This is a genomic window from Pseudomonas knackmussii B13 (genome assembly GCF_000689415.1).
Taxonomy (GTDB): domain Bacteria; phylum Pseudomonadota; class Gammaproteobacteria; order Pseudomonadales; family Pseudomonadaceae; genus Pseudomonas; species Pseudomonas knackmussii.
On the sequence record NZ_HG322950.1, the window covers coordinates 382,485 to 396,488 of the forward strand.

A 14,004-nucleotide genomic window follows, 5' to 3' on the forward strand; every position below is an offset into this window, starting at 1 on the left:
GATGCAACGCGCAAACCTGGCGATCATCGGTGGCGGCCTGGTCGGTGCCAGCCTGGCGCTGACCCTGCAGGCCGGCGCCCGGGCACGCGGCTGGCGCATCGTGCTGATCGAGCCCTTCGCCCCCGGCGACGCTTACCAGCCCAGCTATGACGCGCGCTCTTCGGCGCTGTCGTTCGGCAGCCGGCAGATCTACGAGCGCCTGGGCCTGTGGCAGCACATCGCCCAGCGCAGCGCGCCGATCATGCAGATCCACGTGTCCGACCGCGGGCGCTTCGGCTCCGCGCGACTGACCGCGGTGGAAGAGGGCGTGCCGGCGCTCGGCTACGTGGTGGAAAACGCCTGGCTCGGCCAATGCCTGTGGCAGGCGCTCGATCATGAAGTGGTGAGCTGGCGCTGCCCGGCCGAAGTGCGGCGCATGGACGCCCTGGCTGATGGCTACCGGCTGACCCTGGACGACGACTCGCAGCTGGACTGCGACCTCGCCGTGCTGGCCGATGGCGGCCGCTCCGGCCTGCGCGAGCAGCTGGGCATCGGCGTGCGCCGCGAGCCCTACGGGCAAGTCGCGCTGATCGCCAACGTCAGCCCGACCGAGGAACACCGGGGCCAGGCTTTCGAACGCTTCACCGAACACGGGCCCATGGCCCTGCTGCCGCTGCCGGAAAACCGCTGCGCGCTGGTCTGGACTCGCGCCCCGCGCGATGCCGAGCGTCTGCGCGACGTGCCGGAGCGGCAATTCCTCGACGAATTGCAGGCCGCCTTCGGCTATCGCCTGGGCGGCTTCCGCCAGGTCGGCGCGCGCTATTGCTATCCGTTGGCGCTGACCGAAGCGGAAGAGCAAGTCCGTCCGCACCTGGTGGTGCTGGGCAATGCCGCGCACAGCCTGCACCCGATCGCCGGGCAGGGCTTCAACCTGTCGCTGCGCGATGCCCAGGCCCTGGCCGACCGCCTGCTGACCGAGAGCGCCGCGCCCGGCGATTTCGCCGTGCTGCAGCGCTACCTCGATGGCCAACGCCTCGACCAGCAAATGACCGTCGGCTTCTCCGATCGCGTCACCCGCCTGTTCTCCAATGCCCAGCCGATGCTGGCCACCGGACGCAACCTGGGCCTGCTCGGCCTCGACCTGCTGCCGCCGGCCAAGCGCTGGTTCGCCCGCCAGGCCATGGGCCTGGGCGCCCGGCCGGTCTAGGGAGAGCGGATGTCGTCGAAGATGGCGCGTCGCGCCCGCCTGCTGCGCATTGGCCTGAACCTCTACCCGCCCTACATCGGCGCCGGCGTGCGCGTGCGCCACATCAGCCCGGACTTCCGCGAAGTGCGGGTGAAGATGGTGCTGTCCTGGTTCAACCGTAACTACGTCGGCACCCAGTTCGGCGGCAGCCTGTACAGCATGACCGACCCCTTCTTCATGCTCATGCTGATGGAGAACCTGGGGCGCGATTACATCGTCTGGGACAAGGCCGCCAACATCGAATTCATCACCCCCGGCAAGGGCCCGGTCTACGCCGATTTCCGCATCGACCATAGCCTGCTGGACGAAGTCCGGGAGCAGACCGCCGGCGGCGCCAAGTGCCTGCCGCGCCTGCACGCCGAGGTGCGCGACAGCGAGGGCACGCTGGTTGCGCGGGTACAGAAGACCCTTTACGTCAGACTCAAGCCGCGCCTGCGTCAGGCCGGCTGATGGACAAGGAACAAGGAGTGCAGATGCACGCGGATCTGGTGATCGTAGGCGCAGGCATGGTCGGCAGCGCGCTGGCCCTGGCATTGCAGGGCAGCGGCCTGGAGATCCTGCTGGTGGACGGCTCGCCGCTGAGCGTGAAGCCCTACGACCGCAACGCCCGTTTCGAGCCGCGCGTCAGCGCCCTGTCCGAGGCCAGCCGACGCATCCTGCAGCGCCTGCATGCCTGGGACGGCATCCTCGCGCGGCGCGCCGAAGCCTATCGGGACATGCACGTGTGGGACGGCTCCGGCACCGGCCAGGTGCACTTCAGCGCCGCCAGCGTGCATGCCGACGTGCTCGGCCACATCGTCGAGAACCGCGTGGTGCAGGACGCGCTGATGGAGCGTCTGCACGACTCGACCATCGGCCTGCTGCCCAACGCGCGCCTGGAGCAGCTGCGCCACTCCGGCGACGACTGGTTGCTGACCCTCGCCGACGGCCGGCAGATCCGCACGCCGCTGGTGATCGCCGCCGACGGCGCCAACTCCGCCGTGCGCCGCCTGGCCGGCTGCGCCACCCGCGAGTGGGATTACCTGCATCACGCCATCGTCACCAGCGTACGTTGCGAACAACCGCACCAGGCCACCGCCTGGCAGCGTTTCACCGACGACGGCCCGCTTGCCTTCCTGCCGCTGTCGCGCGACGGCGATGCGCGCTGGTGCTCGATCGTCTGGTCGACCACGCCGGAAGAGGCCGAAAAACTGATGGCGCTCGATGACGAGGGCTTCCGCGTCGCACTTGGCCGCGCCTTCGAGCAGCGCCTGGGCAACGTCGAGCATGTCGATCCGCGCCTGTGCATCCCGCTCCGTCAGCGTCACGCCAAACGCTATGTGGAGCCGGGCCTCGCGCTGATCGGCGACGCCGCGCACACCATCCACCCGTTGGCCGGGCAGGGCGTGAACCTCGGCTTCCTCGATGCCGCGGTGCTCGCCGAAGTGCTGCTGCATGCCCATGCGCGTGGCGAGAGCATTGCCGACGAGCGCGTGCTGAGCCGCTTCGAGCGCCGTCGCATGCCGCACAACCTGGCGATGATGGCCGCGATGGAAGGCTTCCAGCGCCTGTTCCAGGCCGACCCGCTGGGGGTGCGCTGGCTGCGCAACGCCGGGTTGCGCCTGGTCGACCGCCACCACGAGGCAAAGGGCCTGTTCGTTCGCCAGGCGCTCGGGCTATCGGGCGACCTGCCGGCGCTGGCTCGCGTCTGACGCGCTGCGACCCTCGGTCGCGGCGCGGCGCAACACCCCGACACAAAGGTCCACTCCGGCGGTAAATGAGTTTCCCTATCATTTGGGACCCTTATTTCGCCGCCCAAGGACTCGCCCTATGTCGGTTCGCCAAGGCCTTCTCGCTTCCCTCGCCCTTCTTGCCCTGCCAGCCGCCGCCCAGGCCGCCGATGAAGTGGTGGTCTATTCCTCGCGTATCGACGAGCTGATCAAGCCGGTGTTCGACGCCTACACGGCGAAGAGCGGGGTGAAGGTGAAGTTCATCACCGACAAGGAGGCGCCGCTGATGGCGCGGATCAAGGCCGAGGGCGCGAATACCCCGGCCGACCTGCTGCTCACGGTGGACGCCGGCAACCTCTGGCAGGCGGAGAAGATGGGCATCCTGCAGCCCTTCGACTCGCCGACCCTGGACGCCAACATTCCCGCGCAGTACCGCTCCGGCACCGACAGCTGGACCGGCCTGTCGCTGCGCGCGCGGACCATCGTCTACTCCACCGAGCGGGTGAAGCCGGACGAGCTGTCCACCTACGAAGCACTCGCCGACAAGCGCTGGGAAGGCCGCCTGTGCCTGCGCACGGCGAAGAAGGTCTACAACCAGTCGCTGACCGCGACCTTGATCGAAACCCATGGCGAGCAGAAGACCGAGGAAATCCTCAGGGGCTGGGTCGGCAACCTGGCCACCGACGTATTCTCCGACGACACCGCGCTGCTCCAGGCCATCGCCGCCGGGCAGTGCGACGTCGGCATCGTCAACACTTACTACTATGGGCGTCTGCACCAGCAGAAGCCGGACCTGCCGATCAAGCTGTTCTGGCCGAACCAGGCCGACCGCGGCGTGCACGTGAACCTGTCGGGCATCGGCCTGACCAAGCACGCGCCACACCCCGAGCAGGCGAAGGCGCTGGTGGAGTGGATGACCGGTCCCGAGGCGCAGGCACTGTTCGCTTCGATCAACCAGGAATTCCCGGCCAACCCGAAGGTCGCACCTTCCGAAGAGGTGGCGGCCTGGGGCAGCTTCAAGGCCGACAGCATTCCGGTGGAAATCGCCGGCAAGCGCCAGGCGGAGGCGATCAAGCTGATGGATCGCGCCGGGTGGAATTGAGGTTGGCTTTCCCAGTAGGAGCGAGCTTGCTCGCGAACCCGAGCCGCGTGCCGAAGCGTTCGCGAGCAAGCTCGCTCCTACGAAGGGCAACGGCATAGCCATGCTCCTTCGCTGGCGCCTCGTCTCCTTCGCCCTCGCTGCCCTCGTCCTCCTGCCGCTCAGCGTATTGGCCCTGAGCTGGAGCGACATCGACGGCGAGATCTGGGCGCACCTGTGGGACACCCAGCTGCCGCGTCTGCTCGGCAACAGCCTGCTGCTGGTGCTGGGCGTCGGCATCGGCGTCGTCGTCCTGGGCACCAGCCTGGCCTGGCTCACCACGCTCTGCGAGTTTCCCGGAAGACGCTGGCTGGACTGGGCGCTGATGCTGCCGTTCGCCATCCCTGCCTATGTGTTGGCGTTCGTCTTCATCGGTTTGCTGGACTTCGCCGGCCCGCTGCAGAGCCTGCTGCGTGAAGTCTTCGGCAGTGGCCTGCGGCTCCCGCGGGTGCGCTCCACGGGTGGGGTGATCCTGGTCCTCACGCTGGTCTTCTATCCGTACGTCTACCTGCTGGCGCGTGGCGCCTTCCTTGCTCAAGGGCGTGGGCTCAGCGAAGCGGCGCGGGTGCTCGGGCTGTCGCCGTGGCAAGCGTTCTGGCGCGTGGCCCTGCCGATGGCACGACCTGCCATTGGCGCCGGGCTGGCCCTGGCGATCATGGAAACCATGGCCGATTTCGGTGCCGTGGCAGTGTTCAACTACGACACCTTCACCACGGCGATCTACAAGACCTGGTACGGCTTCTACAGCCTGTCGAGCGCCGCGCAGCTGGCGAGCCTGTTGCTACTCGGAGTGTTTCTCGCGCTCTTTGCCGAACGACGCTCGCGAGGCCGTGCGGTGACGGCAAGCGAGCGGCCGCGGAGCGCGCCGCTTTATCACCTGCGCGGGATCAGGGCGTTCGCTGCCAGCGCCTGGTGCGGGCTGGTGTTCGCCTGTGCGTTCGTCGTTCCGCTGATGCAGTTGCTGGTGTGGTGTTGGCAGCGCGGTCGCTTCGACTTCGACGAGCGCTACCGCGAACTCGTACTGCACAGCCTCTGCCTGGGTGCCGCCGCGGCTGTGCTGACGGTGGCTGCCGGATTGCTGCTGGCCTTCGCCCGGCGCCAGGCGCCGGTGCCGGCGGTGCGCGCGGCGGTGGGCATCGCCAACCTCGGTTATGCCTTGCCCGGCGCGGTGCTGGCGGTGGCGATCATGCTGGCCTTCAGCTGGCTGGACAATCACTGGGTGATCCCGCTTTCGCTAGCGCTTGGCGGCGCCGGCAAGCCGCTGCTGCTGGGTAGCCTCGGTGCGTTGCTGCTGGCTTACCTGATCCGCTTCCTGGCCGTGGCACAGGGGCCGCTGGAAAGCACCCTGGCGCGGATTCGGCCGTCGCTGGTCGAGGCATCGCGCAGCCTTGGCGTCGGTGGATTCGAAATGTTCCGGCGCGTCCAGTTGCCGCTGCTGGCGCCGGGCTTGCTCAGCGCCGCGCTGCTGGTATTCGTCGATACGCTCAAGGAAATGCCGGCCACCCTGCTGATGCGCCCCTTCGGCTGGGACACCCTGGCGGTGCGCGTCTTCGAGATGACCAGCGAGGGCGAGTGGGCGCGCGCCGCGCTGCCGGCCGTGAGCCTGGTGCTGGTCGGTCTGCTGCCGGTCGCCTTGCTGATTCGTCGATCGGCGATGGCCGCAACGTCGCCTCAGTCGGCCATCGGGCACGGTGTCCAGCACCCCGCCTAGCGGCTACAATGCGCCCGTTTCGTGCGGGCCGCCCACGCGCTCCGCATTCGCCATTCCCGGAAGGAGACAACCCATGGGACAGCGCACCCCGCTCTACGAGCTGCATGTCGCCCTAGGCGCCAAGATCGTCGATTTCGGCGGCTGGGACATGCCCCTGCATTATGGATCGCAGGTCGAAGAGCACCACCAGGTACGTCGCGACTGCGGCGTATTCGATGTTTCCCACATGACCGTGGTGGACGTCTCCGGCCCAGAAGCCAAGGAATACCTGCAGCACCTGCTGGCCAACGACGTCGAGCGCCTGCAGACGCCCGGCAAGGCGCTGTACAGCGGCATGCTCAACGAGCAGGGTGGGGTGGTCGACGACCTCATCGTCTACCTGGGCGTGTTCGGCTATCGCCTGGTGGTCAACGCCGCCACCCGCGACAAGGACATGGCCTGGCTGCAGGCCCGCGCCGAAGGTTTCGAGGTGACCCTGCACGAGCGCTCGGACCTGGCCATGCTGGCCGTCCAGGGCCCCAGCGCGCGGGACAAGACCGCCGCCCTGGTGAGCCCATCGCGCGCCACCCTGATCCACGAACTCAAGCCCTTCCAGGGCAAGGCCGACGGCGACTGGTTCATCGCCCGCACCGGTTACACCGGCGAAGACGGCCTGGAAATCATGCTGCCGGCCGATGAAGCGCCAGGCTTCCTCAACGAGCTGGTCGGCGCCGGCATCGCCCCGGCCGGCCTCGGTGCGCGCGACACGCTGCGCCTGGAAGCCGGCATGAACCTGTATGGCCAGGACATGGACGAGAGCGTCTCGCCGCTGTCGGCCAACATGGGCTGGACCATCGCCTGGGAGCCGCAGTCCCGCGACTTCTATGGCCGCCGCGCGCTGGAAGCCCTGCGCGCCGCCGGCAACCAGCCCAAGCTGGTCGGCCTGGTGCTGGAGGAGCGCGGCGTGCTGCGCGCCCACCAGGTGGTGCGGGTCGCCGGCATCGGCGACGGCGAGATCACCAGCGGCAGCTTCTCCCCGACGCTCGGCAAGTCCATCGCCCTGGCGCGCCTGCCGGCGGCCACCGGCGACCGCGCCGAGGTGGAAATCCGTGGCAAGTGGTACCCGGTGCGCGTCGTTCAGCCGAATTTCGTGCGCCATGGCAAAGCCCTGATCTAAATTGCATAGGCGACCGGTGGTCGCCGCTGCCCAGTCCCCGAGGAAAACAACATGAGCAACATTCCCGCCGAACTGCGTTATGCCGCCAGCCACGAGTGGGCGCGCCTGGAAGCCGACGGTAGCGTCACCGTGGGCATCTCCGACCACGCCCAGGAAGCCCTGGGCGACGTGGTCTTCGTCGAACTGCCGGAGCTTGGCAAGCAGCTGGCCGCCGGCCAGGAAGCCGGTGTGGTGGAGTCGGTGAAGGCCGCCTCGGACATCTACGCCCCGGTGGGCGGCGAAGTCATCGCCATCAACGAAGCGCTGGCCGACACCCCGGAAAACGTCAACAACGATCCCTACGGCTCCTGGTTCTTCAAGCTCAAGCCGAGCAACCCGGCCGAGCTGGACAAGCTGCTCGACGCTGCCGGCTACGCAGCCGCCAGCGAAGCGGACGCCTGATCGGCGATTCGTCCACAAGGCCCCGCTTCGGCGGGGCCTTGTCGTTTGGGCTGGCCTATCCTGTCCTGACCGTCGCGCTTTCCCGTTCGAGGTCCAGGTCATGTCGCAAAGCCCTTCGCTGTCCCAGCTGCAGCAGCCCGATGCCTTCCTCAGCCGCCACCTCGGCCCCGATGCCGCCGAACAGCAGGCGATGCTCGATGCCCTGGGCGTCGCCAGCCTCGACGAGCTGGTGGTGCAGACGGTGCCGCCGGCGATCCGCCTGAACCGCCCGCTGGAACTGCCGGCCGCACTCGACGAACGGGGCGCGCTGGCGAAGCTGCGCGGCTATGCCGAGCAGAACCAGCTGTGGACCAGCCTGATCGGCACCGGCTACTACGGCACGCTCACGCCCACGGTGATCCTGCGCAACGTGCTGGAGAATCCCGGCTGGTACACCGCCTACACGCCCTACCAACCGGAAATCGCCCAGGGCCGCCTGGAGGCGCTGCTGAACTTCCAGCAGCTGACCATCGACCTCACCGGCCTGGACCTCGCCAGCGCCTCGCTGCTCGACGAGGCCACCGCCGCCGCCGAGGCCATGGCCCTGGCCAAGCGCGTGGCCAAGGCGAAGAGCAACCTGTTCTTCGTCGACGCCAACTGCCATCCGCAGACCATTTCCGTGGTGCGCACCCGTGCCGAGGCCTTCGGCTTCGACCTGGTGGTGGATGAGCTGGACAAGCTTGCCCAGCACGAAGTGTTCGGCGCGCTGCTGCAGTACCCGGACAGCCGCGGCGAAGTCCGCGACTTGCGCCCGCAGATAGATGCGCTGCACGCCCGGCAGGCCATCGCCTGCGTCGCTTCCGACCTGCTCAGCCTGCTGCTGCTCACGCCGCCGGGTGAGCTGGGTGCCGACGTGGTGCTCGGCAGCGCCCAGCGGTTCGGCGTGCCCATGGGCTACGGCGGGCCGCACGCAGCTTTCTTCGCCACCCGTGACGAGTTCAAGCGCGCCATGCCGGGGCGGATCATCGGGGTGTCCAAGGACGCTCGCGGCAACACTGCGCTGCGCATGGCGCTGCAGACCCGCGAGCAGCACATCCGCCGCGAGAAGGCCAACTCCAACGTCTGCACCTCGCAGGTGCTGCTGGCCAACATCGCCAGCCTGTATGCCGTCTACCACGGTCCGCAGGGCCTCAGGCGCATCGCCCAGCGCGTGCACCGGCTCACCGCGATCCTCGCGGCCGGCCTGCAGGCCAAGGGCATCAAGCGGGTCAACGCGCACTTCTTCGACACCCTGACCCTGGAGGTCGGCGCGCAACAGGCGGCGATCCTCGAGCGCGCCCGCGCGGCCCGCTACAACCTGCGTGTCGTCGGCGAACAGCGCCTGGGGCTGAGCCTGGACGAAACCTGCGACGCGACTACTGTCGCCGACCTGTTCGACATCCTCCTCGGCGCCGGGCATGGCCTGGACGTGGCAGCGCTGGATGCCGGCGCCGTCGCCGAGGGCATTCCCACCGCGCTGCAGCGCCGTTCGGGCTACCTGGCGCACCCGGTGTTCAACCGCCACCACAGCGAGACCGAGATGCTGCGCTACCTGCGCCAGCTCGAGGGCAAGGACCTGGCGCTGAACCAGGCGATGATCCCGCTGGGCTCCTGCACCATGAAGCTCAATGCCACCAGCGAGATGATCCCCATCACCTGGCCGGAGTTCGCCAACCTGCATCCCTTCGTGCCGCGCGAGCAGGCCGAGGGCTATCGCCTGCTGATCGACGAGCTGGAGTCCTGGCTGCGCGCGATCACCGGCTTCGATGCCATCTGCATGCAGCCCAACTCCGGTGCCCAGGGCGAGTACGCCGGGCTGCTGGCGATCCGCAAGTTCCACGAGAGCCACGGCGAGGGCCACCGCAACATCTGCCTGATCCCCTCTTCGGCGCACGGCACCAACCCGGCCTCGGCAATCATGGCGAGCATGCGCGTGGTGATCGTCGAGTGCGACAAGGAGGGCAACGTCGATCTCGACGACCTCAAGCGCAAGGCCGCCGAAGCCGGCGCCCAGTTGTCCTGCCTGATGATCACCTACCCCTCGACCCACGGCGTGTACGAGGAGGGCATCCGCGAGATCTGCGAGGTTATCCACAACCATGGCGGACAGGTCTACATGGACGGTGCCAACCTCAACGCCCAGGTCGGCCTGGCGCGTCCGGCGGACATCGGCGCCGACGTCTCGCACATGAACCTGCACAAGACCTTCTGCATCCCCCACGGCGGCGGTGGGCCGGGCATGGGCCCGATCGGCGTGAAGAAACACCTCGCGCCCTTCGTCGCCAACCACCCGGTGATCCGCATCGAGGGGCCGAACCCGCTGAACGACGCGGTCAGCGCGGCGCCCTGGGGCAGCGCGAGCATCCTGCCGATCAGCTGGATGTACATCGCCATGATGGGCCCGCAGCTGGCCGACGCCACCGAGGTCGCCATCCTCAACGCCAACTACCTGGCGAGCCGGCTGGAGGGCGCCTTCCCGGTGCTCTACAGGGGACGCAACGACCGCGTGGCGCACGAATGCATCCTCGACCTGCGCCCACTCAAGGCGCAGACCGGGATCAGCGAGGAGGACGTGGCCAAGCGCCTGATGGACTACGGCTTCCATGCCCCGACCATGTCCTTCCCGGTGCCCGGCACGCTGATGGTCGAGCCGACCGAGAGCGAGTCGAAACACGAGCTGGACCGCTTCATCGAGGCGATGCTGAGCATCCGCGCGGAGATCGGCAAAGTGGAAAACGGCGAATGGCCGGCCGAGGACAACCCGCTGAAACGCGCACCGCACACGCTCGCGGACGTGACCGGAACCTGGGAGCGCCCCTATACGTTGGCCCAGGCGGTGACGCCCACCGAGCACACCCGCCTGTTCAAGTACTGGCCGGCGGTGAACCGGGTGGACAACGTCTACGGCGACCGCAACCTGTTCTGCGCCTGCGTGCCGCTGGACGATTACCGCGAGTGAGCGGCGTAGGAGCGGATCTCATCCGCGAAGGCCAAGGCACGGGCTTTGCCCGCGCATCGCGGACAAGGTCCGCTCCTACAGGTTGTGGGTCAGCGCGATGGTTCGTCCGGCTCGGCCAGGATCGCGTTGGCCAGCTCCATGTCGCTGCGTTGCTGCAACTGCGGATGGTCCTGGCGCAGGCGCTGCAGCGCCGCCTCCAGATATGGCCCGCGAATGGCGCCGTCGCTGGCCACGTAGCTGCCGGCGTCTTCGCGCGCAGCCACCAGTAGCTTCTTGTCGCCCTTCTTGAAGGTCAGGTAGGTCGACGCAGTGGTCGCGCCGGACGAGATGACGTCGCGCCAGAAGTCGTCGGCCATGGCCGAGCCGAGGGGCAGCAGGCAGAGGAGGGTGCAAGTGGCGGTCAGTTTGGTCATGCGCATCGGATGTACTCCTGGTAAGTCCGCATGACTTTTGGAAAGCGCAGGGTTCCCGAGGGTTCGGCAAAACTTCCAGGCGGTCGCGCCGGGCCCCTTTGTAGGAGCGGACCTTGTCCGCGAATCGCGCGCATGGCGCGCTCCTACAGGCTGGAATTGGTGCGGGGACATTCGCGGATAAGATCCGCTCCTACCGGGGTGACGCCTACGCCAAACCGCCACGTGGGACGAGAAACCCATGCTGCAACCGGCCTCGATCAAGCGCGGTGCCGAACCGGGCGACGACAGCATGGGTTTCGTACCTCAACCGATCCTACGCTTCACTCCTGGTCGGCCAGGATCGCGCTGGCCAGCTCCATGTCGCTGCGTTGCTGCAGTTCCGGATGCTCGCTGCGCAGCTGCTGCAGCTGGGCTTCGAGGTAGGGGCCGCGGATGGCGCCTGCGCTGGCGACGAAGCTGCCGGCGTCGTCGGCCAGCGGGCCTACGAGCTTGTGGTCGCCGTTGCTGGTCAGGTAGCTGGAAGCGGTGGTGGCGCCGGTCGAGATCAGGCTGCGCAAGCCGTCGTCGTCGGCGAGGGCGGCAGTGGCGGGCAGGGTGAAGAGGGCGGTGGCGAATACCGCCGTGGAAATGCGCATGGAGACTCCGAGGGGTTGTGCGTTCGCGCCCCTCAGAGTGTTCGGCGGCCGGCGAGTTCCGGGCCGTTCGGCGGATCGCGCCGACGGCCCGTGGGCCGACTCACTCGCCCTTCAGCGCCGGGTCGTCCGGGTTCTGCTGCTCCAGCTCGGCGAGCTGCATCTGCACCTTCTCCAGCTGGCCCATTTCGCGCAGGTAGCCGATCAGCGCGAGGCGCGCAGAGCGGTTCTGCGGATTGCGCTGCAGCAGTTGCTCCAGCTCGTGGCAGGCGGCGTCGGCCTGGCCACTGTCGTGCAGGCCGATGGCCAGGATGTAGCCGAACTGTGCGTCGTCCGGGCTCAGTCGCGCCGCTTCGCGCAGCTCCTTGAGCGCTGCGTCGCGCTGCCCCTGGCGCACCAGCGAGAGGCCGAGGGCGTGGTGCAGCAGGCCCGAGCGCGGGTGCTGCTTGAGCGCCGCATCGAGCAGCTGGCGGGCTTCGTCCTTGCGCTGCGCGGCGTCCAGCCACTGGTAGAGGCTGACGGTCGCCGGCAGGAAGTTCGGATCACGCTTGATCGCCGCGCGCAGCGCCGGCTCCACGTCGGTGTCGCGGCCCAGCAGCTGATAGAGCATGGCGCGGTTGAGGTTGGACTCGGCGCGCTCGGCCAGGCTCAGCTGGGCTTCCTCGTATTCCTTCACACCCTTGTCGAACGCAGCGCCCAGGTTCGCGCGCAGCTCAGGCGGAAGTTGCAGCAACTGCCAGACGGCGGTCAGGCGTACCGCGCGCACCGGGTCGTCCAGCAGCGGGGTCAGCATGATCGGCAGGTTCTGCGGCGGCGACAGGGCGGCCAGCGCTTCGATGGCTGCGTTGCGCACCAGCGGGTCGGCATTGCCCAGTGCCTGGCTGGCCAGGGCCGCCGAACGCGCGCTGGGATAGGCCGGCAGTTCGGCGAGCAGGGTGGCGCGGCGGATCGCCGGCAGGTCCGGTGTCGCCAGCAACAGGTGCAGGCCGCGAGCGGCGCCGGGCTGGCCCTCGCGGGCGCGCCAGAGGCCGTCGTCATAGCGCGGCGCGGGGTTGCTGGAAGGCGCCGGTTTCTTCGTCGCCGCGCTGCCGTACCAGAGCTCGAACTGCTGGGCGATCTTCGCCGAGGCGCTGTCGCGGTGGCAGCCCAGGCAGGCGTCGGGAGCGCCGATCTTCTGCGCGTGCTCGGGGTTGGGGATGCTGAAGCTGTGGTCATGCCGGTAGTGGTTGACCATGTAGTACTTGCCCGGCATGTGGCAGGAAGTGCACTGCGCGCCCGGGGTGCCGGGCTTGTGGTGGTGGTGTTCGGGCGAGTCGTAGTTCTTCGCCTGCAGCCCGGCACCATCGATGCCTTCGCGCACTGGCTTGCCGGCGACGTTGTGGCACTGCAGGCAGACGCCATTGCCGGCGATCTTCACCTCGCCGCTGTGCGGGTTGTGGCAGTCGGTGCACTTCACGCCCTTGGCGAACATCTTGCTCTGGGTGAAGGAGCCCCATTCGAAGACCTCGTCCTTGATCTTCCCGTCGATCTGGTAGAGCTCGCGGGTCAGCAGGCTCGGCAGGTAGTCGTCCATGAACCGGCGATTGTGCTGGAAGCCGTCGCCCAGCGGCGCGCGGCGGGCGTGGCAGCGCGCGCAGGTTTCCACCAGGTCGCTGGCGGCGGTGCTGGCGGTAAGCGGTTTGTCGAAGCCCTTGGACGCGCTCTTGTCGGGCTTGGTCGCCCACTCCAGGTGCTTCGACGCCGGGCCGTGGCAGGCCTGGCAGCCGACGCCGAGGCTCTGCCAGTGGCTGGCGAAGCTGTCCTTCTGCGCGTCGAAATTGCGCTTGAAGTCGGTGGTGTGGCACTCGATGCACATGAAGTTGGCGTTCTGCGCCGGACGCGTCCAGTGCAGCTCGTCCTTGAAGTCGATGCGCTCGCCGGGGTTGAGCTGGAACCAGCGGTGCTTCTGCGTATCCCAGGCGACGCCGAGGGCCTGCAGGCGGCCGCCGGGGTATTCCAGCAGGTACTGCTGCAGCGGGGCGACGCCGAAGGTGTAGGCGACCTTGAAGTCGGCCGGCTTGCCGTCGTTGCCGGGGGTGTTGACCCAGTATTCCTCGCCCTTGCGGAAGAAGCGGGTGGTCTCGGTCTCGCCCTTGAACTTCACGTCGGCGAAGTCACCGAGGACGTTGGACTCGCTGGCGGTCTGCATCGCCTTCTGGTGATGAGAACCCTGCCAGTCCTTGACCTGCGCCTGGTGGCAGCCCTGGCACTGTTGCTCGTCGACGAAGCTGGCAGGCGGTGTGGCGGCAACCGTGGGAACGGGAGTGGGCGCAGCGGGTTTCACGGCCGGCGCGGTGGCGGGCGAAAGGCGCTGCGGTTCACTGTGCTCCATCTTCCACCAGAGGCCCGCGCTGGCGATCAGCAGCACGCCGATGGCGGCGGCGATCAGGCGCCGCGCCAGTGGGTTGGAAGGTGCTGGCGAAGGTTTTGCGGTGGAACGGCTGGCTTTGTTCTTGTCGGACTTCGGCATGCACACATCCGTTGTTCTGGCAGGCTTGAATCAGGGTGGCGGAAGCTTCAGTGACTGCCAGGGGGTTGTCAAACCCGCTCAATGGGTGGGGCG

General features: G+C 68.2%; 11 protein-coding genes. 8 read left to right on the top strand and 3 right to left on the bottom strand.

Annotation, left to right across the window (positions count from 1 at the left end; genetic code table 11):
• The first annotated feature begins 1 nt into the window (after position 1).
• From ubiH to gcvP, 8 genes are all read left to right on the top strand, one after another.
• A complete protein-coding gene (gene ubiH / locus PKB_RS01730; protein ID WP_043248498.1) occupies positions 2-1,186 on the top strand; it encodes a 2-octaprenyl-6-methoxyphenyl hydroxylase in 1,185 nt (394 codons plus the stop codon).
• Positions 1,187-1,195: 9 nt separating this feature from the next.
• A complete protein-coding gene (locus PKB_RS01735) occupies positions 1,196-1,675 on the top strand; it encodes a DUF4442 domain-containing protein (RefSeq protein ID WP_043248499.1) in 480 nt (159 codons plus the stop codon).
• 23 nt (positions 1,676-1,698) lie between these two features.
• Positions 1,699-2,916, top strand: coding sequence for a 2-octaprenyl-3-methyl-6-methoxy-1,4-benzoquinol hydroxylase (locus PKB_RS01740; protein WP_043248501.1), 1,218 nt, complete (start codon positions 1,699-1,701; stop codon positions 2,914-2,916).
• Positions 2,917-3,034: 118 nt separating this feature from the next.
• A complete protein-coding gene (locus PKB_RS01745; RefSeq protein ID WP_043248502.1) occupies positions 3,035-4,036 on the top strand; it encodes an extracellular solute-binding protein in 1,002 nt (333 codons plus the stop codon).
• A gap of 100 nt (positions 4,037-4,136) precedes the next feature.
• Entirely contained in the window at positions 4,137-5,783 is a 1,647-nt protein-coding gene (locus PKB_RS01750) for an ABC transporter permease (RefSeq protein WP_043248505.1), read from the top strand.
• A gap of 73 nt (positions 5,784-5,856) precedes the next feature.
• Positions 5,857-6,939 carry a glycine cleavage system aminomethyltransferase GcvT gene (gene gcvT, locus PKB_RS01755; protein WP_043248508.1) on the top strand — a complete coding sequence of 361 codons (1,083 nt, stop codon included), beginning with the start codon at positions 5,857-5,859 and terminating at the stop codon, positions 6,937-6,939.
• Positions 6,940-6,990: 51 nt separating this feature from the next.
• Positions 6,991-7,380: a glycine cleavage system protein GcvH gene (gene gcvH / locus PKB_RS01760; protein WP_043248510.1), complete on the top strand. Its 390-nt coding sequence runs from the start codon at positions 6,991-6,993 to the stop codon at positions 7,378-7,380.
• 100 nt (positions 7,381-7,480) lie between these two features.
• A complete protein-coding gene (gcvP, locus tag PKB_RS01765; protein WP_043248512.1) occupies positions 7,481-10,357 on the top strand; it encodes an aminomethyl-transferring glycine dehydrogenase in 2,877 nt (958 codons plus the stop codon).
• A gap of 89 nt (positions 10,358-10,446) precedes the next feature.
• Here gcvP and PKB_RS01770 read toward each other — a convergent pair whose 3' ends face one another.
• The 3 genes from PKB_RS01770 to PKB_RS01780 all read right to left on the bottom strand — a co-directional run bounded on the left by PKB_RS01770 (position 10,447) and on the right by PKB_RS01780 (position 13,911).
• A complete protein-coding gene (locus tag PKB_RS01770; protein ID WP_043248514.1) occupies positions 10,447-10,776 on the bottom strand; it encodes a DUF2388 domain-containing protein in 330 nt (109 codons plus the stop codon).
• 314 nt (positions 10,777-11,090) lie between these two features.
• Positions 11,091-11,405 (bottom strand): DUF2388 domain-containing protein, encoded by a 315-nt coding sequence (locus PKB_RS01775; RefSeq protein ID WP_043248516.1) that lies wholly within the window; start codon positions 11,403-11,405, stop codon positions 11,091-11,093.
• Between the two features lie 100 nt (positions 11,406-11,505).
• Positions 11,506-13,911 carry a tetratricopeptide repeat protein gene (locus PKB_RS01780; protein WP_043248518.1) on the bottom strand — a complete coding sequence of 802 codons (2,406 nt, stop codon included), beginning with the start codon at positions 13,909-13,911 and terminating at the stop codon, positions 11,506-11,508.
• Between the last annotated feature and the right edge of the window lie 93 nt (positions 13,912-14,004).

What these genes read in the sequence shown, in the direction of transcription:
- PKB_RS01735 (WP_043248499.1), top strand. Translation starts at nt 1,196, where the DNA reads ATGTCGTCGAAGATGGCGCGTCGCGCCCGCCTGCTGCGCATTGGCCTG.
- gcvH (WP_043248510.1), top strand. Translation starts at nt 6,991, where the DNA reads ATGAGCAACATTCCCGCCGAACTGCGTTATGCCGCCAGCCACGAGTGG.
- gcvP (WP_043248512.1), top strand. Translation starts at nt 7,481, where the DNA reads ATGTCGCAAAGCCCTTCGCTGTCCCAGCTGCAGCAGCCCGATGCCTTC.
- PKB_RS01775 (WP_043248516.1), bottom strand. Translation starts at nt 11,405, where the DNA reads ATGCGCATTTCCACGGCGGTATTCGCCACCGCCCTCTTCACCCTGCCC.
- ubiH (WP_043248498.1), top strand. Translation starts at nt 2, where the DNA reads ATGCAACGCGCAAACCTGGCGATCATCGGTGGCGGCCTGGTCGGTGCC.
- PKB_RS01780 (WP_043248518.1), bottom strand. Translation starts at nt 13,911, where the DNA reads ATGCCGAAGTCCGACAAGAACAAAGCCAGCCGTTCCACCGCAAAACCT.
- PKB_RS01740 (WP_043248501.1), top strand. Translation starts at nt 1,699, where the DNA reads ATGCACGCGGATCTGGTGATCGTAGGCGCAGGCATGGTCGGCAGCGCG.
- PKB_RS01770 (WP_043248514.1), bottom strand. Translation starts at nt 10,776, where the DNA reads ATGCGCATGACCAAACTGACCGCCACTTGCACCCTCCTCTGCCTGCTG.
- PKB_RS01750 (WP_043248505.1), top strand. Translation starts at nt 4,137, where the DNA reads ATGCTCCTTCGCTGGCGCCTCGTCTCCTTCGCCCTCGCTGCCCTCGTC.
- PKB_RS01745 (WP_043248502.1), top strand. Translation starts at nt 3,035, where the DNA reads ATGTCGGTTCGCCAAGGCCTTCTCGCTTCCCTCGCCCTTCTTGCCCTG.
- gcvT (WP_043248508.1), top strand. Translation starts at nt 5,857, where the DNA reads ATGGGACAGCGCACCCCGCTCTACGAGCTGCATGTCGCCCTAGGCGCC.